The 24,709-nt window shown below is 69.7% G+C and carries 24 protein-coding genes; 14 read left to right on the forward strand and 10 right to left on the reverse strand.

The genetic code is table 11. The features are described 5' to 3' along the window. Window positions 1-152: 152 nt before the first annotated feature. The 4 genes from B2742_RS13900 (at window position 153) to B2742_RS13915 (ending at window position 3,056) form a co-directional block, all read left to right on the forward strand. The gene (locus B2742_RS13900) at window positions 153-1,685 is read left to right on the forward strand and encodes an acyl-CoA carboxylase subunit beta (protein WP_292067397.1); all 1,533 of its coding nucleotides are present in this window, start codon (window positions 153-155) and stop codon (window positions 1,683-1,685) included. Beyond that, a complete protein-coding gene (locus tag B2742_RS13905; RefSeq protein WP_292067401.1) occupies window positions 1,682-2,149 on the forward strand; it encodes a hypothetical protein in 468 nt (155 codons plus the stop codon). The genes B2742_RS13900 and B2742_RS13905 overlap by 4 nt, the downstream gene beginning before the upstream one ends. A 143-nt stretch (window positions 2,150-2,292) precedes the next feature. Continuing rightward, complete coding sequence (locus B2742_RS13910) at window positions 2,293-2,739, forward strand: hypothetical protein (RefSeq protein ID WP_292067403.1); 447 nt, start codon at window positions 2,293-2,295, stop codon at window positions 2,737-2,739. Between the two features lie 56 nt (window positions 2,740-2,795). Continuing rightward, a complete protein-coding gene (locus B2742_RS13915) occupies window positions 2,796-3,056 on the forward strand; it encodes a phosphotyrosine protein phosphatase (protein ID WP_292067404.1) in 261 nt (86 codons plus the stop codon). A gap of 18 nt (window positions 3,057-3,074) precedes the next feature. Here B2742_RS13915 and B2742_RS13920 read toward each other — a convergent pair whose 3' ends face one another. The 3 genes from B2742_RS13920 to B2742_RS13930 all read right to left on the reverse strand — a co-directional run bounded on the left by B2742_RS13920 (window position 3,075) and on the right by B2742_RS13930 (window position 6,352). Beyond that, window positions 3,075-4,766, reverse strand: coding sequence for an alpha/beta hydrolase (locus B2742_RS13920; RefSeq protein ID WP_292067406.1), 1,692 nt, complete (start codon window positions 4,764-4,766; stop codon window positions 3,075-3,077). Window positions 4,767-4,845: 79 nt separating this feature from the next. Continuing rightward, complete coding sequence (locus B2742_RS13925; protein WP_292067408.1) at window positions 4,846-5,838, reverse strand: sensor histidine kinase; 993 nt, start codon at window positions 5,836-5,838, stop codon at window positions 4,846-4,848. A 73-nt stretch (window positions 5,839-5,911) separates the two neighbouring features. Continuing rightward, on the reverse strand, window positions 5,912-6,352 hold the full coding sequence (locus B2742_RS13930) for a MarR family winged helix-turn-helix transcriptional regulator (RefSeq protein ID WP_292067410.1): 441 nt from the start codon (window positions 6,350-6,352) through the stop codon (window positions 5,912-5,914). Window positions 6,353-6,412: 60 nt separating this feature from the next. Between B2742_RS13930 and B2742_RS13935 the strand changes: the two genes are divergently transcribed. After that, the gene (locus B2742_RS13935) at window positions 6,413-7,090 is read left to right on the forward strand and encodes a glutathione S-transferase family protein (RefSeq protein ID WP_292067413.1); all 678 of its coding nucleotides are present in this window, start codon (window positions 6,413-6,415) and stop codon (window positions 7,088-7,090) included. A gap of 1 nt (window position 7,091) precedes the next feature. Beyond that, window positions 7,092-7,631, forward strand: a complete 540-nt coding sequence (locus tag B2742_RS13940) for a dihydrofolate reductase family protein (RefSeq protein WP_292067415.1) — start codon at window positions 7,092-7,094, stop codon at window positions 7,629-7,631. A 271-nt stretch (window positions 7,632-7,902) separates the two neighbouring features. Here B2742_RS13940 and B2742_RS13945 read toward each other — a convergent pair whose 3' ends face one another. Then, window positions 7,903-8,658 carry a pseudouridine synthase gene (locus B2742_RS13945; protein WP_292067417.1) on the reverse strand — a complete coding sequence of 252 codons (756 nt, stop codon included), beginning with the start codon at window positions 8,656-8,658 and terminating at the stop codon, window positions 7,903-7,905. After that, on the reverse strand, window positions 8,655-9,290 hold the full coding sequence (locus B2742_RS13950) for a DUF938 domain-containing protein (protein WP_292067419.1): 636 nt from the start codon (window positions 9,288-9,290) through the stop codon (window positions 8,655-8,657). Before B2742_RS13950 ends, B2742_RS13945 begins: the two co-directional genes overlap by 4 nt. Window positions 9,291-9,495: 205 nt before the next feature. Here B2742_RS13950 and B2742_RS13955 point away from each other — a divergent pair, with 205 nt between their 5' ends. Continuing rightward, window positions 9,496-11,355 carry a phosphoenolpyruvate carboxykinase (GTP) gene (locus B2742_RS13955; RefSeq protein WP_292067420.1) on the forward strand — a complete coding sequence of 620 codons (1,860 nt, stop codon included), beginning with the start codon at window positions 9,496-9,498 and terminating at the stop codon, window positions 11,353-11,355. Between the two features lie 46 nt (window positions 11,356-11,401). Next, window positions 11,402-12,412, forward strand: coding sequence for an NAD(P)/FAD-dependent oxidoreductase (locus B2742_RS13960; RefSeq protein ID WP_292067422.1), 1,011 nt, complete (start codon window positions 11,402-11,404; stop codon window positions 12,410-12,412). Here B2742_RS13960 and B2742_RS13965 read toward each other — a convergent pair whose 3' ends face one another. Beyond that, the gene (locus B2742_RS13965) at window positions 12,413-13,147 is read right to left on the reverse strand and encodes a TonB family protein (RefSeq protein ID WP_292067424.1); all 735 of its coding nucleotides are present in this window, start codon (window positions 13,145-13,147) and stop codon (window positions 12,413-12,415) included. Window positions 13,148-13,346: 199 nt separating this feature from the next. Here B2742_RS13965 and B2742_RS13970 point away from each other — a divergent pair, with 199 nt between their 5' ends. Further along, on the forward strand, window positions 13,347-14,144 hold the full coding sequence (locus B2742_RS13970) for a transglycosylase SLT domain-containing protein (protein WP_292067425.1): 798 nt from the start codon (window positions 13,347-13,349) through the stop codon (window positions 14,142-14,144). 75 nt (window positions 14,145-14,219) lie between these two features. Continuing rightward, window positions 14,220-15,362, forward strand: a complete 1,143-nt coding sequence (locus B2742_RS13975; RefSeq protein WP_292067427.1) for a DUF2336 domain-containing protein — start codon at window positions 14,220-14,222, stop codon at window positions 15,360-15,362. 56 nt (window positions 15,363-15,418) lie between these two features. On the opposite strand, the gene B2742_RS13980 is transcribed toward B2742_RS13975, so the two are convergent. The 3 genes from B2742_RS13980 to B2742_RS13990 all read right to left on the reverse strand — a co-directional run bounded on the left by B2742_RS13980 (window position 15,419) and on the right by B2742_RS13990 (window position 17,910). Then, window positions 15,419-15,850 carry an Hpt domain-containing protein gene (locus B2742_RS13980; protein ID WP_414633074.1) on the reverse strand — a complete coding sequence of 144 codons (432 nt, stop codon included), beginning with the start codon at window positions 15,848-15,850 and terminating at the stop codon, window positions 15,419-15,421. 112 nt (window positions 15,851-15,962) lie between these two features. After that, window positions 15,963-16,745: an NAD kinase gene (locus B2742_RS13985; protein ID WP_292067431.1), complete on the reverse strand. Its 783-nt coding sequence runs from the start codon at window positions 16,743-16,745 to the stop codon at window positions 15,963-15,965. Between the two features lie 31 nt (window positions 16,746-16,776). Beyond that, window positions 16,777-17,910 carry a DUF2336 domain-containing protein gene (locus B2742_RS13990; RefSeq protein ID WP_292067433.1) on the reverse strand — a complete coding sequence of 378 codons (1,134 nt, stop codon included), beginning with the start codon at window positions 17,908-17,910 and terminating at the stop codon, window positions 16,777-16,779. 142 nt (window positions 17,911-18,052) lie between these two features. On the opposite strand from B2742_RS13990, the gene B2742_RS13995 reads away from it, so the two are divergent. The 4 genes from B2742_RS13995 (at window position 18,053) to B2742_RS14010 (ending at window position 24,074) form a co-directional block, all read left to right on the forward strand. Further along, window positions 18,053-18,817: a class II aldolase/adducin family protein gene (locus B2742_RS13995; RefSeq protein WP_292067435.1), complete on the forward strand. Its 765-nt coding sequence runs from the start codon at window positions 18,053-18,055 to the stop codon at window positions 18,815-18,817. Then, entirely contained in the window at window positions 18,814-19,599 is a 786-nt protein-coding gene (locus tag B2742_RS14000) for a hypothetical protein (protein WP_349681133.1), read from the forward strand. The genes B2742_RS13995 and B2742_RS14000 overlap by 4 nt, the downstream gene beginning before the upstream one ends. A 123-nt stretch (window positions 19,600-19,722) precedes the next feature. Then, entirely contained in the window at window positions 19,723-20,847 is a 1,125-nt protein-coding gene (locus B2742_RS14005) for an efflux RND transporter periplasmic adaptor subunit (protein WP_292067437.1), read from the forward strand. Next, window positions 20,847-24,074: an efflux RND transporter permease subunit gene (locus B2742_RS14010; RefSeq protein WP_292067629.1), complete on the forward strand. Its 3,228-nt coding sequence runs from the start codon at window positions 20,847-20,849 to the stop codon at window positions 24,072-24,074. The genes B2742_RS14005 and B2742_RS14010 overlap by 1 nt, the downstream gene beginning before the upstream one ends. Before the next feature lie 3 nt (window positions 24,075-24,077). Here the strand turns inward: B2742_RS14010 and B2742_RS14015 are convergent, their stop codons facing one another. Further along, on the reverse strand, window positions 24,078-24,587 hold the full coding sequence (locus B2742_RS14015; protein ID WP_292067439.1) for a c-type cytochrome: 510 nt from the start codon (window positions 24,585-24,587) through the stop codon (window positions 24,078-24,080). Window positions 24,588-24,709: the final 122 nt, after the last annotated feature.

The raw sequence follows: 24,709 nt of genomic DNA on the forward strand, positions 1-24,709 counted from the left end.
TTGAATGTCCCTTCGGGACGGGCAGGCTCCCTTCGTGTTCTTCGTGTCCCCTTGGTGTCCCTTGTGATGAACCGACCAGCGCCACCGGTTTGCCGTCGCCGCTTGCCTCCGCCCCCGGCCCTCCTTAAGCCTCCCGCTCAAGGAGACGCCGCATGAACACCATCCTCGACCAGCTGGAACAGCGCCGCGCCGGCGCCCGCCTCGGCGGCGGTGAAAAGCGGATCGCCAGCCAGCACGCCAAGGGCAAGCTGACCGCGCGCGAGCGGATCGACGTCCTGCTCGACGAGGGCTCCTTCGAGGAGACCGATATGTTCGTCGAGCACCGCTCGACCCAGTTCGGCATGGAAAACCAGCGCATCCCCGGCGACGGCGTGGTCACCGGCCGCGGCGCCATCGGCGGCCGTCTGGTCTATGTCTTCTCCAAGGATTTCACGGTCTTCGGCGGCTCTCTTTCGGGCGCCCACGCGGCCAAGATCGTCAAGATCCAGACCATGGCCCTGACCAACGGCGCCCCGATCATCGGCCTGTTCGACGCCGGCGGCGCCCGCATCCAGGAGGGGGTCGAGGCCCTCGCCGGCTATGCCGACATCTTCCTGCAGAACACCCTGGCCTCGGGCGTCATCCCCCAGATCAGCGTCATCATGGGCCCCTGCGCCGGCGGCGACGTCTATTCCCCGGCCATCACCGACTTCATCTTCATGGTGAAGGACACCTCCTACATGTACGTCACCGGCCCCGATGTGGTGAAGACGGTCACCAATGAGGTGGTCACCCACGAGGACCTCGGCGGCGCGCGTGTGCACTCGCAGAAGTCCGGCGTCGCCGACGGCGCCTTCGAGAACGACCTGGAGGCCCTCAGCGAGGTCCGCCGCCTGATCGGCTTCCTGCCCCTGTCCAACCGCGAAAAGCCCCCCGTCCGAGACTCCTACGACGACCCCGAGCGCGACGAGGCCAGCCTCGACACCCTGGTCCCGGCCAATCCGAACCAGCCCTATGACATCAAGGAGCTGATCCTGAAGACGGTCGACGAGGCCGAATTCTTCGAGATCGCCCCCGACTTCGCCCGCAACATCGTCACCGGCTTCGGCCGCCTCGACGGCCAGACCGTCGGGGTCGTCGCCAACCAGCCCCAGGTCCTGGCCGGCGTCCTCGACATCGACTCCAGCCGCAAGGCCGCCCGCTTCGTCCGCTTCTGCGACGCCTTCGACATCCCGCTGGTGACCTTCGTCGACGTGCCCGGCTTCATGCCCGGCACGCGCCAGGAGTACGGCGGCCTGATCAAACACGGCGCCAAACTGCTGTTCGCCTATGCCGAGGCCACCGTGCCCAAGCTGACGGTCATCACCCGCAAGGCCTATGGCGGCGCCTATGACGTGATGAGCTCCAAACATCTGCGCGGCGACGTCAACTACGCCTGGCCCTCGGCCGAGATCGCCGTCATGGGCGCCAAGGGCGCGGTCGAGATCATCTTCCGCAAGGAGGCCGGCGACCCCGAGGCGCTGGCCGCCCGCGAGGCCGAGTACAAGGACAAGTTCGCCAACCCGTTCGTGGCGGCGGGCCTGGGCTATATCGACGACGTGATCATGCCGCACGGGACCCGGCGCCGGCTGATCCGGGCGCTACGGACGCTGAAGAACAAGCAGCAGGAGAATCCGTGGAAGAAGCACGATAATATTCCGCTGTGAGCCGTCTTCGTCCAATCCAGCTCATGTTCAGTCTCGGTGCTGGCCTCGCGCTGACGGCCTGTATTGAGACCGCGCCTCCTGAGGCCTTGGCTCCCGTATCCGAAGGCATCGATGAAGTTCGCATCGTCGCAAGCGTTGGCTGCACCCGGTCGACACAGGGCTCAGGCAACCTCTGTCAGACTATATCTGATCCCGACCGCATCGCGCGGATCGAAGCCTTTGTCGATGCGCGACTTGAAGGGTGGAGCACGCCATTCGCTGGTGCTCCCATCCTTTCGATTCACGTTCAATTTTATCGTAATGGCGAGTTCATCGAATCCTTCGGGATCGGCGCGGAATCGTTTGAGAGGCGCACCTTCCTGAGCCGGCGAGCCAAACGACTGGAGGTGGACGAGGCCTTGTCACTTGTGGATCTCAACCGATCGCACCTCCGGCATCGGACAGACGACCCAATCCCGGGTTGACCAACCTCCTCTTCCTCTGCGCCCGCAACCGCCACCCCCACGGCCGAACAGGTGTTCGCGTCCCGCCCCGGCGTCGAGACCGCCTCCGCCGGCCTGGCGCCCGATGCGGTGACGGCCCTGCCTTACCCGGATAGGCTGGCGGCATGAACCCGTCCTCCGCCAAGGCTGCCTTCGCCGACATCAGACCCGAGGGCGGCGCCGACATCGCTGCGGCCCGCGCCGAGGACCGGACCCGCGTCGCCCGCATGCTGGCGACCCGCCCGGCGGACTGGTCCGACGAGGACATCGACCTCGTCGCCTTCAAGGCGATGAACACCCTCGGCGGTCCCGAGACGTACAAATGGATCCTGCCGCATTTCCTCGAACGCAGCGTCGCCAGCCCCCGCCACGGGTGGCTGATCGTGTCCGAAGTGCTGGCCGAAAAGCTGGACCGCGCCGGGTTCGACGACTGGCCCGAACCCCAACGCGCCGCGATGCTGGAGATGCTCGCGCAATGGGCTGCGGCGCAGCCCGGTCTGTTCCCGGGCGACCCGACCTATGACCCGTCGGATGATGCTGTCCTCCGCCAGTGGATCGAGGCGCGAACCTGACCAACCTCCTCTTCCTCTGCTCCCGCAACCGCCTCCGCTCCCCCACGGCCGAGCAGGTGTTCGCGTCCCGGCCCGGCGTCGAGACCGCCTCCGCCGGCCTGGCGCCCGATGCTGAGGAGCTGTGCTCCGCCGAACTGGTGGAATGGGCCGACATCATCTTCGTCATGGAGCGCGTCCACCGCGCGAAACTCCAGCGCCGCTTCAGGGCCCATCTGAAGCGCGCCCGCGTCATCTGCCTCGACATCCCCGACGACTACGCCTTCATACAGCCCGAGCTGGTGGCGCTGCTGGAGAAGAAGGTGGGGCCGTTTCTCTGAGGGGAGGGTGAGATCAGCTCACCCGCCGCCCTCGATCCGGATATCCACCCGGCGGTTCTCGCGTTCCGGCCCGTCCTCCGGCCCGACCACCTGCGGGCGTTCCTCGCCGTAGGACCGGATCTCGATCATCGAGGCCGGCACGCCCAGCGCGATCAGACGGTCGGCGACCGCGCGGGCGCGGGCGAGGGCGATGCGGGCGTTGGCCTCGCGCGAGCCGACGGCGTCGGCGTGGCCGGTGACGATCACCCGCATCAGGCCGCTGCTGTCGCGATAGCGGACGGCCCGCTCGATCCGCACCATGGCCTCGGGGTCGAGGGCGATCGATCCGGAGTCGAAATAGACCTCATAGTCGCGCGAGCCGGAGGGCGGCGCGACCACGGGCGGCGGCGGCGGTCCGGCGGGTTCGAGGACCGGCGGCGGGGCGGTGACGGGCGGGGACTCCTCCTCCTCCTCATCCGCGCGCACGGTCTCGGGCGCATCGGGCTTGTAGCGGCGGCGCAGGGCGCAGTTGTCGTCTGAGGCCTCGCCGCCGGACCGGGTCAGGAAATAGGTCTGTCCGTCGGGCCGCCCGTCGTACCGGGCCGGATCGAGGGCGCGGTCGTCGATCGGCAGGTCCGCCAGGGCGCAGCGGATGTCGTTGAGGATGAAGGGGTTGTCCGAATAGTAGCCGTGCCCCAGGCCGAACAGGGTGCTGGCCACCGGGGTGGCGTCGATGGTGGTGTAGCCGGGGACGCCGCGGATCCACGGCCGGTCGCCGTCGGTCTGGCCGAGGCGGGGGCTGCGGTTCAGCACGCGGGAAACCCACAGGGCGGAGTCGTCGTCCGAGGCATAGACGGTGACGTTGGGCTGCAGAGTGTCCAGCTTGCCCGCCACGATGCCGAACACGTCGCGCTCGACGTCGGCGGCGGCCAGGATGATGCGGAACTCCACCTCGGGGCGGTTCCCGTCCAGCAGCCGGGCCTCGGCATAGTCCTCCAGCGCCTGGGTCAGGACGCGATTGCCCATCGAATGGGCGATGATGTTGATCCGCGCGGGGCGGACCTCATCCAGCAGCAGGTCGAGGAAGGCCTTCAGATGCGGCACGGCGGCGTCGGCCAGCTGCTGGTCGCCGAAATAGGCCCAGGGGGTGACCGAGGCCTGCGACGGCCAGGCGAACAGCACCGGCGCGCCCGGATCGAAGCGCCGGTCCTCGCGCAGGTCGACCGTCAGCTGGGCGGAGCTGATCAGGGCGGGTTCGAAGCCGACGTTGAAGCCATGCACGAACAGCAGGATCGACGGCTCGCCCTCGGTGTCGGACACCGCATCGCCCAGGTCGTCAACGAACCGGTCCCGGCCCTGGGCGGTGATGCGGGTGATCATCACATAGCGTTCGAGGAGGTTCGGGTCCTCGGGCGGTTCTCCGGTCAGCAGGGGGGTCTCGCCCCGCTCGCGCGGCGTGCCGTCGGCCTTGAGCCGCGGCAGCCAGACATCGGCCCGCCCCAGCCGCAGTTCGCCGGCGTCGCCGCGCGCCACCTGATCGACGTCGACCTCGGCCTCGCCCTGCGCCGTCGCGACGATCGCCCGGTTGGAGCCGTAGAAGACGCGCACGCAGGTGACGTCGGCGTCGAACGCCTCACAATCCGTGCCGAAGGCGGTCGGGTGCCGCAGGGTGGGCGCGCAGGCGGACAGGCCCAGCAGAACGAGCACCCCGACGACGCCGCGCACAACCATACCGCCCCTCGCTGAACCCTGATCGGTCGCGGATAAGGCCACGCCGCCCGGCCAGCGTCCAGAGGCGGACGCGCCGCGGCTAGATCACATCCGCCGTCAACGCCGCCAGCGTCGTCGTGAGGGTGAACACCACCCCCGCCGGCTCATAGGTCAGGGTCGTCGCCCCGCCGACATAGCCGGACAGGGCCCGCTGGATCATGCCCGTGCCGAAGCCCGTCCGCGTCGGCGGGGCCACGGGCGGGCCGCCGCTTTCGGTCCAGGACAGGGCGAAGACCGTGTCCGCCTCGCCCGGGGTCAGGGTCCAGCTCACCGCCACCCGTCCGCCGTCCGCCGACAGGGCCCCGTATTTGATCGCATTGGTGGTCAGCTCGTGCAGGGCCAGCGACAGGGCGAGGGCGCAGCGCGGGGCCAGGTCGACGTCGGGGCCCGACATCGTCACCTGACCTTCGCGGCCGTGCGGACGGAAGGCCTCGGCCACGACGTCGGCCATGCGGGCGCCGGTCAGGGTGGTCTGGGTCAGAAGATCCTGCGCCGAGCCGAGCGCGCCCAGCCGGTCGATGAAGGCGGCGCGCGCCTCGACCGGATCGGAGGTGGAGCGGAAGGTCTGGCTGGCGATGGCCTGGACCATGGCCAGCACATTCTTGATGCGGTGGTTCATCTCCAGCGCCAGCAGCCGCTGCTGTTCCTCGGCCCGCTTCAACTCGGTGATGTCGCGCGACACCGAGAGCAGGCTCTCGGGCTTGCCGTCCGCGCCGAACACGGGCGTCACCTGCACGTCCCACCAGCGCGGATTGCCCTTGGCGGTATTGGCCGGTCCCTGGAAGCGGTAGTTGCGTCCGGCCCGCGCCTCGGCCACCGCCCTGGCCGCCTCGGCATGGCTGTCGCCCTCCCAGAAGGACGACCAGGGACAGCCGCGCAGCTGGTTGAAGTCGCTGACCTCCATGACCCGCTGCCCGCCCTCGCTCATGAAGGTCAGGTCGCCGTCGAGGTTGAGCAGTTTGATGCAGTCGTTGGAGGCGGCGAGCACCGTGCGCACGAAGGCGGCGTCAATCGTGTCGGCGTTGAAGGGCATGGACGAGCCCTAAAGGCTCCCGCACCGGTTAGCCAGCTTGGCCGTTCCTCCGGCGGTGGTCCGCCGGGTGCGCCTACCGCGAGACGGCTCCCAGTCCCGCCCTCAACCCCTCCGCATCCCGACCGAGCCCGGCCTCGACCGCCGCATGCTCGGCGACCCAGACGGGTGTCGCCGCCGCCAGCAGCGCCCGGCCGGCGTCGGTCAGGGCCGCGCGGCGCCCGCGCCGGTCCTTCTCGTCGACCCGCACGACCACCGCCCCCATCCGCTCCAGCGGCTTCAGGTTCGCGGTCACCGTTGAGCGGTCCATGACCAGCAGGGCCGCGACGGCGCCGATGGTCGGCGGCTCGGGCCGGTTCAGGCTGTTCAACAGCGAGAACTGACCGCTGGTGATCCCCAGCGGGCGGAAGGCCTCATCGAACCGCCGCGACAGGGCCCGCGCCGCCCGCTGGGCGTGCAGGCACAGGCAGTGATCCTTGATGTGGAGGGTGGTCGCCCAGGCCGCCGGGTTTGACATGGTTCCAGATATGTTGATATCAACTCAAATGTCAATCAGACGCTTCAGAAGGAGCCCCCCATGATCCAGGTCACCGCCTTCAAATGGGTGCCGCCCTTCGCCCAGGGCTCGGTCCGCGACATCCGCGTCCGTTGGGCGCTGGAGGAGGCGGGTCTGGGCTATGATGACCGGCTGTTGGGCTTCGAGGACACGGCGACTCCGCAGTATCGCGCGCTCCAGCCCTTCGGCCAGGTGCCGGCCTTCAGCGACGGCAAGGTCGAGATGTTCGAGAGCGGGGCCATCGTCCTCTACATCGCCCAGTCCTCGGACCAGCTGATGCCCGCCGACCCCGCCGGCCGCGCCATGGTCATGACCTGGCTGTTCGCCGCCTCGAACAGCATAGAACCCTGGGTCGCCCCGCTGGCCGACATCGACCTGTTCCACGCCGGCGAGGCCTGGACGGTCGAGCGCCGCCCGCAGGTCGAGGCGCAGCTGCGCAAGCGGCTCGGCGACCTTCAGGCCGCGCTGGGCGACCGCAAATGGTTCGCCAATGACCGCTTCAGCGCCGCCGACATCCTGATGACCCACGTCCTGCGTGACCTGCGCCATACGGACATCGTCGCTGACTTCCCGGCGCTGGCGGATTATGTCGCGCGCGCGGAGGCCCGGCCGGCGTTCAGGCGGGCGCTGGCGGATCAGATGAAGCCGTTCAGGGCGGCGGAGGCGCAGAACCCGGCGCTGGTCGGTGGGGCGGCCTGATATGGCCCGCCTCGTCTTCGACATGAACGTCTCGCTGGACGGCTATGTCGACCACGACAAATTCATGCCCGATCCGGCGCTCTTCCGGCACTGGATCGAGGTGGTGCGCACCGCGACCGGCCAGATCTACGGCCGCAAGCTCTATGAGATCATGCGCTATTGGGAGCAGGACGATCCGGCGTGGACCGACGATCATCGTGCGTTCGCGGACGCCTGGCGCAACGAGCGCAAATGGGTCGTGTCGCGCACCCTGACCTCGGTCGGTCCCAACGCCACCCTGATCGCCCACGACGTGGAAGGCGCGGTCCGCCGGCTGAAGGATGAGTTCGACGGAGAGATTCACGTCGGCGGGCCGGCTCTGGCGCAAGGTCTGACCGACCTCGGCCTGATCGACGAATACAGGCTCTACATCCACCCCGTGGTTCTGGGGCAGGGCGCGCCCTTCTTCGCCGGGGCCCGGCCACCGCTCCGTGTCACGGCGCATGAGCGGATCGGCGGCGAGGCGATCCGGCTGACCTGCGTGCCGGCCGGCGACGGCTGAAACAGTGTCTTCCCGCCCCGTATCATCTCGCCCCTTGCGACCCTCGAAGGCGCCTTTCCGACCCTATGGAAGACGTCGCCCAGGCCCCTGCGACCGTATCTGACGCAGGTGCGTGCATACTGATCAAATGCCCAGCGGGCCGGTCTTTGACAGTCTTCCAAACCCCGCCGCGTCCGCCCAGGACCCGGCGCACGCCCTTCGACCCGCTGCGGTCGGCTTCCTGAAAATTCGGTCCGCAATTTCCAGGGTGAAACCGTACCTTCTCGACCCCTCAGCCGACCAGCGCCGCCCGCTCTTCCGCCGTCAGCATCCGCCACTTGCCCTCAGGCAGATTGTCCAGCTTTAGCGGCCCGATCCGCACCCGGATCAAGTCGACGACCTCGAGGTCAACCATCTCGCACATCCGGCGGATCTGCCGGTTGCGGCCCTCGCGCAGGATGAATTTCAGGCGGAACGACTCCATCCGGCTGACATAGGCCGGCTTCAGCTGACGGCCGTCCAGCATCAGGCCGTGACGCAGGATCTTCAGCTTCCTCTCGGTGATGTCGCCCGTCACCCGGACCAGATATTCCTTGTCCAGGTCGGACTCCGGCCCGATCACCGCCTTGGCCACCACCCCGTCGGACGACAGCAGCAACAGGCCCCGCGAGTCCTCATCCAGCCGCCCGATGGGGGGCAGGGAGACCTCGTCCGCGGGCGTCACGCCTTCGCCGACCCTGTTATTGTCGGTGACCAGCCGAACCGCGGGCAGTTTGTTGGGCTCCGGCTGGCCCGAGACGTAGCCGAGCGGCTTGTGCATGACGATGGTGACGCCCTCGGCGAGGGCCGCTGTGGCCCGATCGCTGAGGGTCAGGGTCTGGCCCGGCTCAAGCTTTCGCCCCGCGTCCGCGACCACCTCGCCATCCACCGACACCAGCCCGTCGGCGATCAGGGCGTCGGCCTCGCGCCGCGAGCAGACGCCGGTCTGGCCCAGCCATTTGTTGATCCGCACCGGCTCGAGGCCGTTATAGGTCTTCGAAAAGCTCATCGGGTCCGCCGGAACAGAAGCATCAGATTGTTCGCCGGCATCTGGACCCGCCGCGTCAGCGCCAGCCCCCCGGCCTTCGCCGCCGCGGCCACTTCGTCCCGGTCGCGCAGGCCCCAGGCGGGATCCCGGGCCTTCAGGCTCTCGTCAAAGGCGGCGTTCGACGCCGTCAGCGGGACCTCCGCCTCGCGGTACGGCCCGTACAGGACCAGCAGTCCGCCCACCGCCAGCCGGCTCCCGGCCAGCGCCATCAGGCCCTCGGTCGCCGCCCACGGGCTGATGTGAATCATGTTGATGCAGACCACCGCCTGCATCGAGCCCTCCGGCCAGGTCGCCGGATCGAGCACGTCCAGCGCCAGGGGCGGGCCCAGATTGGGCAGGCTCGCGGCCGCCGCCCAGGCTTCGATGCTGGCCCGCGCCTCCGGACTGGGGTCGCTGGGCGTCCAGTCGAGGCCGGGCAGGGCGCTGGCGAAGGCGACGGCGTGTTGGCCCGAGCCGGCGGCGATCTCCAGGACCCGGCCCCGCCCCGGCAGGTGCGCCTTCAGCACCTCCAGAATCGGTGCGGTATTCCGCGCCACGGCGGGCGAGGCGAGGGCTCCGTCGGGAGTCGCGGCGATCGGGTCCATCGTCTGCATGCCGCCCCGATACCCCGCGCCGGCCCGCGCCGCGACCGGAATTATGCAGGCCTCGTCAGGCGCCTCGCTTGCGAGAGGTTGAAACGTGCATCGGTTGACGCCGCGTCGCCTTAGGTGTCATTCCGCCCCTGAAACATTGCGTGATATCACGCAAGGGAGCGCCACGGCGGCGTCAGATCGCCGGGCAGACGTCAGGAGAGTTCGAGTGACCGCATCCGCCATCCCGGGCCAGATTTCGGGCCTGCACCCGGCACCGACCGCGCACGCCGGCCTCGTGGCCTGGGTCGAGCAGATCGCCGCCCTGACCAAACCCGCCCGCGTCCACTGGTGCGACGGCTCGGAGGCCGAGAAGGCCGCCATCGTCGCCGACCTGATCGGCAAGGGCACGCTGCGCGAACTGGACCAGACCAAACGCCCCGGCTGCTACTACGCCGCCTCGGACCCCAAGGATGTCGCCCGCGTCGAGAGCCGCACCTTCATCTGCCCGGCCGACAAGGCCGACGCCGGCCCGACCAACAACTGGGCCGACCCGACCGAGATGCGGGAGCGCCTCAACGGCCTGTTCGACGGCTGCATGGCCGGCCGGACCATGTATGTCGTGCCCTTCTCCATGGGCCCGCTGGGCTCGGAGCTCAGCGCCCTCGGCGTCGAGATCACCGACAGCGGCTATGTCGCTATATCCATGGGCATCATGACCCGCATGGGCCAGCCGGTGCTGGACCTGATGGGCGAGGACGGCGTCTTCGTGCCGGCCGTCCACACGCTGGGCGCCCCGCTGGCCGCGGGCCAGGCGGACGTGCCGTGGCCCTGCAATGAGGACAAGTGGATCGTCCACTATCCCGAGACCCGCGAGATCTGGTCCTACGGTTCGGGCTATGGCGGCAACGCCCTGCTGGGCAAGAAATGCTACGCCCTGCGCATCGCCTCGGTCATGGCCCGCGACGAAGGCTGGCTGGCCGAGCATATGCTGATCCTCAAGCTGACCGATCCGAAGGGCCGCGCCAAATACGTCGCCGCCGCCTTCCCGTCGGCCTGCGGCAAGACCAATCTGGCCATGCTCCAGCCGACGCTGGACGGCTGGAAGGCCGAGACCATCGGCGACGACATCGCCTGGATGCGCTTTGGCGATGACGGCCGCCTCTACGCCGTGAACCCGGAAGCCGGCTTCTTCGGCGTGGCCCCCGGCACCAGCCGCAACACCAACCAGAACGCCCTGGCGACGATGGGGACCAATACGGTCTTCACGAACACGGCCCTGACCCACGACAACGATGTCTGGTGGGAAGGCCTGACGAAGGTCGCCCCCGAGGGTCTGACCAACTGGAAGGGCCAGCCCCACGATCCGGCCTCGGGTGAACCGGCGGCCCACGCCAATGCCCGCTTCGCCGCCCCGGCCTCGCAGTGCCCGACCATCGCGCCGGAATGGGAGGACCCGAAGGGCGTGCCGATCGACGCCATCCTGTTCGGGGGCCGCCGCGCCTCGGCCGTGCCGCTGGTGACCGAGGCCTTTGACTGGGAGCACGGCGTGTTCATGGGTTCGTCGGTCGCCTCGGAAGGCACCGCCGCCGCCGAGAACGCCATCGGGACCCTGCGCCGCGATCCCTTCGCCATGCTGCCGTTCTGCGGCTACAACATGGGCGACTATTTCGCCCACTGGCTGTCGATGGCGGGCAAGACCGAGGCCGCGAAGCTGCCCCGCCTCTACTTCGTCAACTGGTTCCGCAAGAATGAGGACGGCCAGTTCGTCTGGCCCGGCTTCGGCGACAACGCCCGCGTCCTCAAATGGATCGCCGAACGGCTCGACGGCGAGGCCGAGGCCGTCGACACGCCGGTCGGCCGGGTGCCGAGCCGCGAGGCGCTGGACCTGTCCGGCCTGAGCCTGTCGGACGCTGATCTGTCGACCCTGCTGGACGTCGATGTCGCGGTCTGGGCCGAGGAAGCCTCGTTGATTCCCGACTTCTACGCCCAGTTCGGCGACCGCCTGCCCCGGGCCCTGTGGGAGCAGCATGCGGCCCTGACCGCCCGCATCGAGGCGAACCGCGCCGCGGCCATCGCGGCCGAGTAGCGATCACGCCTTGCAATCGGAGCCCGGGCGGTCGATCTGATGGCCCGTGGCTTCCTCCCCTGATGTGATCATCATCGGCGCCGGCGTGCTCGGTCTCTGCACCGCGGCGGAGCTTGGCGCGCGCGGCCACGCCGTGACCGTGATCGATCCCGGCGGGTTCAACGCCAGCTCGGCCGCCGCCGGCATGATCGCTCCGGCGCTGGAATGCCTGTCCGACGAGGCCACGCCCGAGCGGGCCGCCCTGCTGAGGCGCGCCCGCGACCTGTGGCCCGCCTTCGCCGAGACTCACGGTCTGACGCTGATCCGGGACGGGGTCGACTGGCGCGGGCCTGATCCCGAGGACGCCATCGCCCGCATGAAGGCCATGGGGTTCGCCGCTGAGGCGGCGCCCGGCGGCCTGACTTCGCCCGAGGACTGGCGGGTCGAGGTCGTGTCCGGCCTCAAGGCGCTTGCCCGGTCCGCCGGCGTCACCATCGTCCGCGGGTCGGTCGCCAGCCTGTTCGCCGATGCGCGGCGCTGGCGGATCCAGTCCGGCGACGGCCGCCTGTGGTTTACGCCGACGGTGGTGCTGGCCACCGGGGCCGCCCCCCCGCTTCCGGGTCTCCCCGACCAGGTCGCCGCCGCCGTCTCCGCAATCGAGCCGGTGCGCGGCCAGTTGACGCCGGTCGCGGCGCAATCGCCGCCCCGCCCCCTGCGGACGCCCGCCGTCTATGTGGTTCCCGACTCCGGTGGCGTCGTCATCGGCGCCACGATGGAGCGCGGTCGCCGCGACCTGGAGCCCGATCTCGACGAATCCGCTCGCCGCGTCGCCGCCGGTCTGACCCTGCTGGACGCGGAAGGGGTGGCCGGGACGCCGCGCGTCGGCGTGCGCGGCGCCACCGCCGACGGTCTGCCCCTGGCGGGCCCCTCGGGCGAGCCGGGCCTGCATCTGGCCCTGGCGCCATTCCGCAACGGCTGGCTGCTGGGGCCGCTGGTCGCCCGGACGGTCGCCGATGCAGTCGAGGGCGGCGCGCCGTCGCCGGACGCCGCCGCCCTCGATCCGCTCAGGTTCGCCTGATCAGTCTGCGGGCGGGTTGAAGCGCAGGCTGATGTTCACCCGCGACCCCTGCGCCGCGCCGTTGACGGTGCGTGGATTGACCCGGAACTGGCGTGACAGTCCCTGCGCCGCCCGGCCGAATCCATAGCCGCCCGGCGTTTCCCGCGTGACGTTGCAGTCGGTCACCGCCCCGGTCGGCAGCACCAGGCAGTTGAGCGACGCCGACCCCGCGATCCCGGCGTTGATGGCCCGCGCCGGATAGGCGCGCGTCATCTGATCAGCCGAGGGTTGGCGCGACCAGCTGGGGTTGGTGATGACCGCCGGCGGTTGCGGGCGGGCGGGTTCGACCGGGACGTTGTCGACGGGTTCCGGAGTTTCTGTCGTCAGGTTGATTGTGGTGCTGGTCTCAGCGGCCTTGTCGCCCTGGATCACGCTGATCGTCTCGACGTCCGCCGGGGGCGCCGGGGTCTCGTTCACCCGGGTGTTGGGGGGCGTCGGCGGAACCGGCTTGGGCTCGGGCAAGGGCTTGGGCTCTGGCGGCCGCTCCATGGTGACGTCGATCGGTGTCGGATCGGCCGGCGCCTGCACCAAGGGCATTTCAAACCGCTGGTAGTACATCGCCGCGCCAAGGCCGACGTGGGCCGCAACGACGATGCCGGTGGCGACCCAGGCGGCCTTCAGGTTCCGGGGCGTCCTGCGTTCGTGGAAATCGATGGGGCTCACCAGTCCGGGGCCGCCCGCTGTCTTGATCATCATGGCCGTCTCATCCCTGTCTTATCGCCGTCCCCACAGCGTCCCACGGCGAAGTTGAGCGCCGACCTCGCGGCAAGTTTGGGGCGAGCGCCGCCTTGAAAGCGCCACCGTGCCTTTGCCGTCCCAGCGAAGGTTAAGAGCCTGTGGACGCGGCGGCCGCCGTTAGGGTTTGATTAACCACGAACCCCCAGCGTCATGACTCATGAACATCGGAGCGATTCCATCCTCTGGCGGGGTCGAGGCGGCCATCCGGCGCGCGTCGAACGCCACTGGCGTGGACGCTGACTTCCTGGTCCGGACGGCCCGCCGCGAGAGCGCGATGAACCCGTCCGCCCGGGCCCGCACCTCTTCGGCGGCGGGCCTGTTCCAGTTCATTGAACAGACATGGCTCGGCACGGTGAAGGCCCATGGGGCCAAGCACGGATACGGCCAGTACGCCGATCTGATCTATCGCGGCGGGGACGGGCGCTGGCGGGTCGAGGGCTCGGCGCGCAACGTCGTCCTGGACCTGCGGTTCGATCCCCAGGCGGCCTCGACCATGGCGGCGGAGCTGACGGCGTCGAACGCGGCCTATCTGCGGGGGCGCTCGGGTCGCGAGCCGGGCGCGGGCGACCTGTACGCCGCACACTTCCTGGGGCCGGCCGGCGCGGCCCAGTTGATGGACGCCATGGACCGGCGTCCCGGCTCCAGCGCGGTGGCGCTGTTCCCGGAGGCGGCCGCCGCCAACCGGTCGATTTTCTTCCGTGACGGCCGACCCGCGACGGTGGCCGAGGTGCACGCCAACCTGCAGCGCAGCGCGGGAGACGGCGCGCCGGCGGCGGGGGCGGGATCCGCGCCTGCCGCGCCTGACCTCACCGAGCGCGACCAGATGCTGGCGGCGCGGTTGGACCGGCTGAAGCAGGATCAGAGCCTGCTGGCCCTGCTGCTCGGACAGGACGGAGACGGCAAGGCCGGCGGCTTCGGTGGTGCGTTCGGCCCGGAAACGAGCCAGGGCGTCTGATCGCGAATCCGGCGATGGTGAACCGCCCGTTAAGGATGGTGAGCCAATGCTGACCGGCAAAGCCTGGACCCGCCCATGACCGCCTATCGCGCCCGCCTGACCGAGATCGACATCCGCCGCCTGATCAAGGCGACGGACGCGGACGAGCGGGCCGCCGCGGCGCACAAGTTGTGCCGCAGCATGGACAAGGCTGAACTCGACGACGAGGACCGCGCGGCGGCGCAGAAAATCCTCCGCATGCTGGCTCAGGACGCGGCGGAACTGGTGCGCCGGGCGATGGCCGTGACGCTGAAGGCGTCGGATCTGATTCCCCGGGACGTGGCCCGCAAGCTGGCCGCCGATGTCGACAGCGTCGCCCTGCCGCTGATCAATTTCTCGCCGGCCTTCACCGACGAGGACCTGATCGAGATCGTGCAGGCTGGATCGCCGCTGCGTCAGGTCGCTGTGGCGGGCCGCCCCGACGTCGGCCGCGACGTGGCGACGGCGCTGGCCGAGGTCGGTTGCGAACAGGCCGTGCGCACCCTGGCCGCCAACGACAACGCCGATGTCGCCGAGGCGGCGCTGGGCCGCTGCATCGACCGATTCGGGACCTCGCCCGAGATCGTGGCCGCGATCGCCTATCGTCAGGTCCTGCCACTCTCGGTGACCGAGCGATTGGTGGAGCTGGCGTCCGAGGCGGTGCGCGAGCACCTGGTCACCCGCCACGCCGTGGCGCCGGAAACCGCCATCCGTCTGGCCGCCTTCGCCCGCGAAAGGGCGACGGTCGATCTGGTCGACCAGGCGTCCAGCCACGCCGATCTGCCGCAGTTTGTGGCCAAGCTGAATGCCCGTCGGGTCCTGACGGCCTCGCTGCTGTTGCGGGCGCTGGCGCGGGGCCAGATGGCGCTGTTCGAGCATGGGGTCGCCGAGCTGGCCGGGACGCCGCATGAACGGGCCTGGCTGATGATCCACGACGCCGGGCCGTTGGGACTCAAGGCCATCTACGATCGCGCCGGCCTTCCGCCGCGCCTGTTCCAGGCCTATCGCGCCGGGGTCGATACCTGGCGCGTCCTGCAAGCCGAGGGGGTGGACACCTCCGGCGACGGTTTCCGCCAACAGATGCTGGAACGCTTCCTGACCCAGCGCCCCAATGCGCCGCGCGAGGATCTGGCCTATCTGATGGAGCGGCTGGAACATGACCCGCTGCCGGCCCGGCCGCGCATCAGCGCCGCGGCCTGACAGCAAAACGCCCGCCGGAGGCGGGCGTCAGCGTCGTCGCCGGGTCAGGGAAAGGGTCAGCCCAGGTGGTCGGCGACCCGCGCCTCGAGCGTGTCGGCCAGGATCTTGCCCACCGGATGATCGTCGGTCTGGATTTGATCGCGGACGACGGCCTTGATGGCGTCGATGTGGGCGTCCAGCAGGACAATCGGGGCCGCCATGCGCTTGGCGGGATCATCCATCATCTTGCACAGCGAGCCGGCGAGGCGGGTCACCAGCGGATACTGGTAGGTCGTGCCCAGCCCCTTGAGGTCATGAGCGCGAAAATACAGGGCTTCGGCCGTCGCGGCGTTGTAGCCGAGCGTGCGGATGTCGGTCTGGGCCTTGTCCAGCTTGACGATCTCGTCCTGCAGCCATTGGCCGAACTGGGCCGACATCGCCTTCAGGGCCTCTTCGGCCTTGGCGATGGCGCCGGCGTCGATGCCGCCGAAGCCGCCGCCAACCTTCATGCGAAGGGTGTTGGGCGGGCGAATGACCTGGGCCGGGTTGCTCACGGCAGACTCCTGAGTACGGACTGGAGCGACCCTCGCACCGACCTCCTTAAAAAGCGGTGCACGTTCGTCAGGACGCGAACTGCTCGGCCAGAACCCGCTCCTCGAACGATCGGCCGGCGTCGAACAGCATGGTCAGGGCGATGTCGCGGCGTTCGCGAACCTCGACACGGACGACGCGTCGAATCTCAAGACTGTCGGCCGTGGCGCTGACCGGCCGTTTGTCAGGCTCCAGCACCTCGAAACAAACCCGAGACCGATGGGGCAACAGCGCCCCGCGCCAGCGCCGCGGCCGGAAGGCGCTGATCGGCGTCAGCGCCAGCACGCGGGAGTCGAGCGGAATGATGGGGCCATGCGCTGATAGATTGTAGGCCGTAGAACCGGCTGCCGTGGCCAGCATGCAGCCGTCGCACGACAGCTCTTCCAGTCGGACTCGGCCATCGACGGTGATCCGCAACTTGGCGCTCTGGCGGGTCTGGCGCAGCAGGGAGACCTCATTGATCGCCAGCCCGCTGTGGACCTCGCCACTCTCGGTCCAGGCGTCCATCTGGAGCGGATGGATCACGGCGCGCCCGGCTTCGGCCAGCCGCTCCAGCAGCCCGTCCTCCTCGAAGTCGTTCATCAGGAAGCCGATGGAGCCGCGGTTCATGCCGAACACCGGGGTGCGACGTTTCAGGACGGCGTGAAGCGTCTCAAGCATGAAGCCGTCGCCGCCGAGCGCCACGATGACCTCCGCCTCGCCCGGATCGACGGAGCCATAGCGCGCCGCCAGGCGGTCACGCGCACTTTGAGCCTCGGGCCGGTCCGAGGCGGCGAAGGCGATACGGATGGGGGCGGGCGCGGGTTCGGTCACGCAGGCACGCAAGCCGAGCCGGAGGGGGAAGTCAAACGGCGGCTTGCAGTTCGCTCTGTTCGCTGCCGACCAGGACCCGGAAGGCGCGTCCGGCGGAGCCCTGCGAAAGCGCGCCCCGCAGCCAGACCGCCTCGCCCCGGTCGCCGGGCAGGGAGTCATTCAGCTTGCGCAACTCGACCAGCAGCGTCGGGAAGACCGCCCGGTCAATCCCGACCGCGGCGCAGGCATAGTAGAGGGCTTCGGGCGTCGGCGCCGCAAGCGCCGCGCGGGCCTGACTGACCGTGAAACCGCCCAGCGCGGCCAGTCCGTGCGCGAACAGGCTGAGGCGTTTTTCCCGGATGGCCCGTATCAGAAGCCCGGGGCGGAGCTGGCCGGCGGACTGAAGCTTGTCGACCAGCCGCCGCTCCATCTCGTCGCGATCCGCGTCGTCAGGGGGCGCCTGCTCCGGCTTTGCGGGGCGCATAATGCCCTCCACGGCGTCGTAGACCGCCGCCCCAAGGGCCTGTTCATCGACGGTGAAGCGGGCCGCGATGGACTGGCGCAAAGCGGTCCCGACCCACTGGTACAACTGCTCGGCCAAGGCCTCCGTCAGGAGTGGATGGCGTGTCAGAGGGCCTCGCAGGGCGGCGATGCGGCGGGAGTGCTCGACCAGCCGGCGCACGCCATCGGTGCTGATCTCCGCTGTGCGGTTGGTGGTCAGGGCCATGAGCACAGCGGGATCGGCCCGGTCGATCACGGCGTCGGCCACCCGCCCGCTGATATGCGGCCTCCGGGCGATGGCGATCTGGTGTTCCAGCGACGCCTCGATCAGGACCCGCAAAAGGTCCTCGTCCTGCAGAACGGGACTGGATGCCAGAATCGGGCGGGCGATCTCGATCTCGTCGAGGGCCAGAACATTGACCAGCGCAGCGGGGGCCCAGTCGGCCTGAGCCAGCTTCTCGGAAAGCACCTTGCGCACTTCGCGCTCGGCCTGGCGGGCGAGCGTCAGGAATATTTCGCCGAGCACGGGCGACAGCTCGCCCGTCGGCGGACAGGCGTCGCAGAGGGCGACCACGCCCAGCAGGAGTCGATGGCGCGCGTCCGGGCTTGGATTGTGGGCGAGGGCCAGCAGATCGCTGGGCGTCGGCGCGGCGCGCTGGGCAGGCTGGAGTTGGACGAGGACCACGGGCGTCTCCGGCGCGCCGACGATCAGTCAGCCAGCCGAGCCTAAATCAGGCGCACTAAGACGCGGTTAACGGAAGCTGAATCTTGACGGCGGCTCCGCACAGCGCGACCGTACGCGGCCAAGTAGAAAAAGGATCGCGACCATGGCCGATGGCGCCGCTGTTTCCCTGAAGTCGAGGGTGTCCGAGGCGGAGTGGGCCGTCCGGGTTGAACTGGCCGCCTTGTACCGTCTGGTGGCCCTGCACGGGTGGGACGACATGATCTTCACCCACATCTCGGCCCGCGTGCCGGGACCGGAGCACCATTTCCTGATCAACCCCTATGGCTGGTATTTCGAGGAGATGACCGCCTCCTGCCTGGTCAAGGTCGATCTGGATGGAAACATCGTCCAGGACACGACCAGCTTCATCAATCCGGCCGGCTTCACCATCCATTCGGCCATTCACGGCGCCCGGGAGGACGCCCATTTCGTCATCCACCTGCACACCGTGGCGGGCGTCGGCGTGGCGGCGCAGACGGAGGGGCTGCTGCCCATCGGCCAGAATGCGTGCCTGCTCCAGCATCAGGTCGCCTATCACGGCTACGAGGGCCTGGCGCTGAACCATGAGGAGCGTGAACGGCTGGTGGCCGATCTGGGCGACAAGCCGCTGATGCTGTTGCGCAACCACGGGACCCTGGCGGTGGGCCAGACCGCGGCCCAGGCCTGGATCGGCATGTTCTTCCTCGAGCGGGCCTGCGCCCAACAGGTGGCGGCGCTGTCGGGGGGACGCGAACATGTGCTGTTCGCCCCGGACGCCGCCCAGGCGGAGACCAAGGAGCAGGGCAGGGGCATCGGCTTCATTTCCGCCCTGGCATGGCCCGGCGCCCTGCGGATGCTGGACCGGAAATCACCCGGCTACGACGTGTGAAACCCGCCGGCGGTCTTCTGGCCGCTATGGCCGCAATGGCCGTGCTCGTCGGCGCGGGACCGGCCGCGGCGGACGCATGGACGCGGTCGAAGGGCGAGGCGCTCGTCATCATCAAGTATGAGGACATGCGGGCCGACCGGGGCTTCGACATGACCGGGTCGCTCGCCGACCTTCCCGCCGGGCGCCGGGACACGTCCCTCGGGGTGTTCGCCGAATACGGCGTGACCGACCGCCTGACCCTGCGCTTCAAGGGCGACTGGCAGACCGGCGAGGACGCCTTCTTCGACTATGAAGGCCGCGGGCCGCTCGAGGTCGGGGTGAACTGGCAGGTCTGGCGCGACGACCGCGCCGCGCTCAGCCTCTACGCCGGCTATGCCGACGGTGGAGAGGGGCGCAACGCCGGCTATGCGGCGCCCGGCGTCGGCGACAGCGACTGGGAGGTACGGGCCTCGGTGGGGCGGTCGTTCGGCGGCGCCACACAGTGGGGACACACCGGGTCTTTCGTCGAGCTCCAGGCGGCGCGGCGGATACGACAGGGACTGCCGGACGAAACCCGGGTCGACGCGACGGCGGGGGCCCACCTCGGGGACGACTGGATGGTGCTGGCCCAGGCCTTTGGCGGCGAGGCCGACGACGGCGGTCCCCGCTGGCTGTCAGTAGAGGCCTCGGTGGTCCGGGACTTCGGCGACTGGAGCTTGCAGGCCGGTTGGCGACAGGCCGTGGCGGGGCGCGAGACCCCGGAATCCGGCGGACCGGTGATCGCCGTGTGGCGACGGTTCTGACTGCGGCGCTTGGACGCGCCATGTGGCGACGGAAACGGGAACAGCAGCCGTTACAAGAAGCTTACTTGCGTCGACGGCGTCAGCCGCTAAGTCGGCTCGTCCCAATGCCTGAGAGCCTCCCGAGTGATCAAACGCCATTTCTTCCTCGTCGCCGCCGCCGTCCTGCTCGCCCTGATGGTCCTCGCGGTCGTCCTTCGGATGGCGTTCGGGGGTGATGAGAAGGGCGGCGGCCCGGGCGGAACCGGCGGGCCCGGCGGGGGACGGGGCCAGGCGGTGTCGCAGGCGGTCGCCACCGAGCGACAGTTCACCGACCAGATCCGGGTGCTGGGCGTCGCCCGGGGCCGCCGATCGGTCAACATCACCTCATCGACCAGCGAACTGATCACCCGCGTCCTGTTCACCGACGGCCAGCGGGTCGCGGCCGGGGCGCCCCTGGTGGAGCTTCAGGCGCGCGAAGAGGACGCCGGCATTATCGAGGCCCGCGCCCAGGTCGCCCAGGCCCAGCGCCAGTACGATCGATACAAGACGCTCGCCGACCGCGGGATCGCCCCACGGGTGACGGCGGAGGATGCGGAAACCGCGCTTGAGAGCGCCCGGGCCTCGCTGTCGGCGGCCCAGGCCCGGCGTGGCGACCGGCTGATCCGCGCGCCCTTCTCCGGGGTGCTGGGGCTCAGTTCCGTCACGGCCGGAACGCTGGTCAATCCGGGCGGCGTCATCACCACCCTGGACGACATCGATGTGATCCGGGTCGATTTCCCGGTGCCCGAACGCTATCTCGGCGTTCTGCGTACCGGCGCGCCGATCTCGGCCAACGTCGATGCCTATGGCGAGCAGACCTTCTCGGGTCGCATCGCCCTGATCGACACGCGGGTGAACGAACAGACCCGGTCGGTGACGGCGCGGGCCGAAATCCCCAATCCCGGGGCCCGCATCCGGCCCGGCATGGCGGTCCGCGTGGCCGTCGAACAGGGCGTGCGCACCGCGCCGGCCGTGCCCGAGGGCGCGGTCCAGTATGAGGGCGAGGGCGCTTTCGTCTATCGCATCGCCCGCGGCGAGCGGGGCCTGACCGCCCAGCGGGTCGAGGTCGAGACCGGCGCCGTCGAGGGCGGCTTCGTCGAAATCCTGTCCGGCCTCGCCGCCGGCGACCGGGTCGTCGGCTCCGGCCTCAATCGCATCCAGCCGGGCGCGCCCGTCACAGTCGCGGGGCGCGGCGGGGCGGGCGCCCCCGCCAAGGGCGCCGCCCGATGATGCTGTCCGATCTCGCCGTCCGCCGCCCCGTCTTTGCGGCGGTGGCGGCCATCGTGCTGTGCGTGGTGGGGGCCGCGGCCTTCTTCTTCCTGCCGGTGCGGGAACTGCCCGATGTCGATCCGCCGATCGTCTCGGTCAGCACCAGCTACGCCGGGGCCTCGGCCGAGGTCATCGAGAGCCGGATCACCGAGCCGATTGAGCAACAGATCGCAGGCATCCAGGGCGTCGAGCGGATCAACTCCACCAGCCGGGATGGACGCTCCAACGTCTCCATCGAGTTCTCGCTCGACCGCAATATCGACGACGCCGCCAACGACGTGCGCGACCGGGTGTCGCGTGTCGTGGGCCGGCTGCCGGACCAGGCCAATCCGCCCGAGGTGTCCAAGGCCGACACGGACAGCCAGCCGATCATGGTGCTGTTCCTGCGCTCGCCGACGCTGAACCGGCTGGAGCTGACGGACTATGCCGACCGCTATCTGATCGACCGTCTGGCCACCGTGCCGGGCGTGGCGCAGGTGCAGATCTACGGCGAGCAGCGCTATTCGATGCGCATCTGGCTGGACCCGGCGGCCCTGGCGGCGCGCGGACTCACCGTCACCGACGTCGAGTCGGCCCTGACCAGTCAGAACGTCGAACTGCCGGCCGGCCAGCTCGAGACCGGCGAGAAGAATTACACCGTCCGGGTGGCGCGCAACTACGCCTACGCCGAGGATTTCCGCCAGCTGCCGATCGGCACGCGGGGATCCGGTCCGGCGGCGGCGGCGGCGGCGGCGGCGGGCGCGGCGGCGACCGGAGGCCTGCCCAGCGGCGCGACCGGCGCGATCCAGGCGCAGGGCGCCTACGTCACCCGCCTCGGCGATATCGCCCGCGTCGTCGAGGCGCCCGAGGAAGATCGCCGCCTGTTCCGTGGCAACGGCCTCGACCAGATCGGCCTCGCCGTCACCCGCCAGGCCCAGTCGAACGACTTGGCCATCTCCGACGGTGTTAACGACCTGCTGGACGAGATCCGCTCGAGCCTGCCCGAGGGTGCCGAACTGGTCGTCGGGTCCGACAATTCGGTCTTCACCTCCCACGCCATCGACGAGGTCTGGATCACCATCGGCATCTCGCTGGTGCTGGTCGCCCTGGTCAATTTCATTTTCCTGGGCAGTCTGCGGGCCGCCTTCATCCCGACGATCGTGGCGCCGATCTGCCTGCTGGCCACCTTCATCGTCCTGGCCCCGCTGGGCTTCTCGCTCAACCTGCTGACGCTGCTGGCCTTGGTGCTCGCCATCGGCCTGGTGGTCGACGACGCCATCGTGGTGACCGAGAACATCCAGCGCCGCATCGATCACGGCGAGCCACCGCTGGTGGCGGCCGAACGCGGCGCCCGTCAGGTGTTCTTCGCCGTGGTCGCCACCACCGTGGTGCTGCTGGCGGTGTTCGCCCCGCTGCTGTTCCTGCCCGGCTACGTCGGACGGCTGTTCGTGGAGCTGGCGGCGGCGATCGCGGCCGCGGTGGCCTTCTCAGCCTTCCTGGCGCTCACCCTCTCGCCGATGCTGGCCTCGCGCATCCTGCGCCCCGCCGCCGGCGGCGGCTGGGTCGCCCGCAAGGTCGACCGCGCCATGGAGGCGCTCAAGAACTCCTACGCCAATTCACTCAAGGCCCTGCTGGGCCGGCGCGTCGCGGTCGCCGGGGTCAGCGGCCTGATCCTGCTCGTCGCCGGGGGCGCGGCGTTCATGTTCGTGACCCTGCCCGACGAACTGGTGCCGCCGGAGGATCGGGGGCGGGTGTCCGTCCGGGTCCAGGGGCCCGAGGGCGCCGGCTTCGACACGACCCGCCGGATCATGCTGGGGCTCGAGCCGATCCTGGCCGAATACAAGGCCAGCGGCGAGGTCGACAGCTACCTCGTCTCTGCGCCCGGCTTTGGCGGCGGCAGCTTCAACTCGGGCAACGCCAGCCTCACCCTGGCTGACTGGTCCGAGCGCGACCGGTCCGCCGACGAGATTGCCCAGGAACTGAACGGCAAGCTGCGCGGCCAGACCGACGCCCAGGTCAACGCCTCGGTGCCCGGCGCCTTCCAGCGCGGCGGCGGCAACTCCAACTCGGTCGAAATGGTCGTGACCGGCTCGGAGTATGAGGACATCTATCGCTGGCTGCAGCCGGTGCTGGCCCGGGCGCTCGAGAATCCGGGCTTCTCGCGCCCGCGGGTCAACTACGAGCCCAATTCGCCGCGCCTGCTGGTTGATGTTGATCCCGAAAAGGCGGCGGCCCTCGGGGTCTCGGCCCAGTCGATCGGCCGAACCCTGGAGACCATGTTTGGTTCGCGCCGCGCGACCACCTATCTGCGCGGCGGCCAGGAATACGACGTCATCCTGCAGACCGAGCGCGACAACCGCCGCACCGTCGGCGATCTCGAGGCCCTCTATGTGGCCACGGGCGGCGGCCAGCTGGTGCCGCTGTCGTCGGTGGTCACCACCCAGACGTCGGGCGACACGCCCGACCGTCGCCGGCTGGACCGTCAGCGGGCCATAACCCTGAACGCCGATCTCAATCCCGGGACCACCATCGCCGACGCCACCGCCTTCCTGACCGAGGTGGCCGCCGAACAGCCGCAAGGCGTCGTGACGACCCAGTGGGGCGGCGCGGCCCGCGATCAGCAGGAAGCGGGCGGGGCCGTCGCCGCGGCCTTCGGTCTGGCCCTGCTGCTGGTCTTCCTGGTGCTGGCGGCCCAGTTCGAGAGCTGGATTACGCCGGCTGTGATCATGCTGACCGTGCCCCTGGCGGCGGCGGGTGGCCTGTTCGGCCTGCTGATGGCCGGGTCCAGCCTGAATATCTACAGCCAGATCGGTCTGATCATCCTGATCGGGGTGGCGGCCAAGAACGGTATTCTGATCGTCGAGTTCGCCAACCAGCTTCGTGACCAGGGCCGGTCGATCCACGACGCGATCATCGAGTCGTCGACGCTGCGTCTGCGGCCGATCATCATGACCTCGATCGCCACCGCCTTCGGCGCCCTGCCGCTGGTGCTGTGGCAGGGGGCGGGGGCCGGCAGCCGCCAGACCATCGGCGTGGTGATCTTCTCCGGTGCGATGTTCGCGACGCTGCTGACCCTGTTCGTGGTGCCGGTGATCTATGGGGTGCTGGCGCGCTTCACCAAGTCGCCGGAGTACACCGCCCGCAAGATCGAGGAGTGGGAGGCGCAGGAAGCCACGGCCAACGACAAGGTCCCGGCCGCGGCGGAGTAGGCGTCAGGGCGCCGGCGGCGTGTAGCCGGTCTCGACCTTGAGGAAGGCGATGACGTCGCGGCGGTCGGTCGGGTCGGGGATGCCGGCGAAGGACATCTTCGTGCCCTTCAGGAAGGTGCGCGGGTTCTCCAGCCAGTGGTCGAGCCGCTCGCCGTCCCAGGCGAAACCGGCGTCCTTCACCGCGGTGGAGTAATTGAAGCCGGCGACCGCGCCCGCCTGCCGTCCGAAGACGCCATGGAGGTTCGGCCCCGTCATGTTCGGTCCACCCTCGGTGATGGTGTGACAGGACCGGCAGCGGGCGAAGACGCGGCGGCCATTGTCCAGATCGGCCTGGTTCCACGGCGCGGGCAGGGCGGCCAGCAGGGCCGCCTTCTCCGCCGTGGTTGGCGCGGGCGCGGCCGCCGGCGGGGCGGACCTCCCTGACTCCGCGGCCGGCGCGCTGCTGGCATCGCTCCCCTGACCGCAACCGGCCAGGGCAAGGGCGACGAGGGCAGTGAGTGCAGGGCGGATCATGGGCCGGCTCCGGTTTGTCCTGACGAGTGATAGCTGAACCACGGCGCCGGGCAACCGGCTGCGGCGAGATGCCGGGCTGGACGAATGCCAGTCGCACCTGATAATCAGTGTCAACAGGCGCG

Source organism: Brevundimonas sp. UBA7664, from assembly GCF_002483305.1.
In the GTDB taxonomy this organism is placed as follows: Bacteria; Pseudomonadota; Alphaproteobacteria; order Caulobacterales; family Caulobacteraceae; genus Brevundimonas.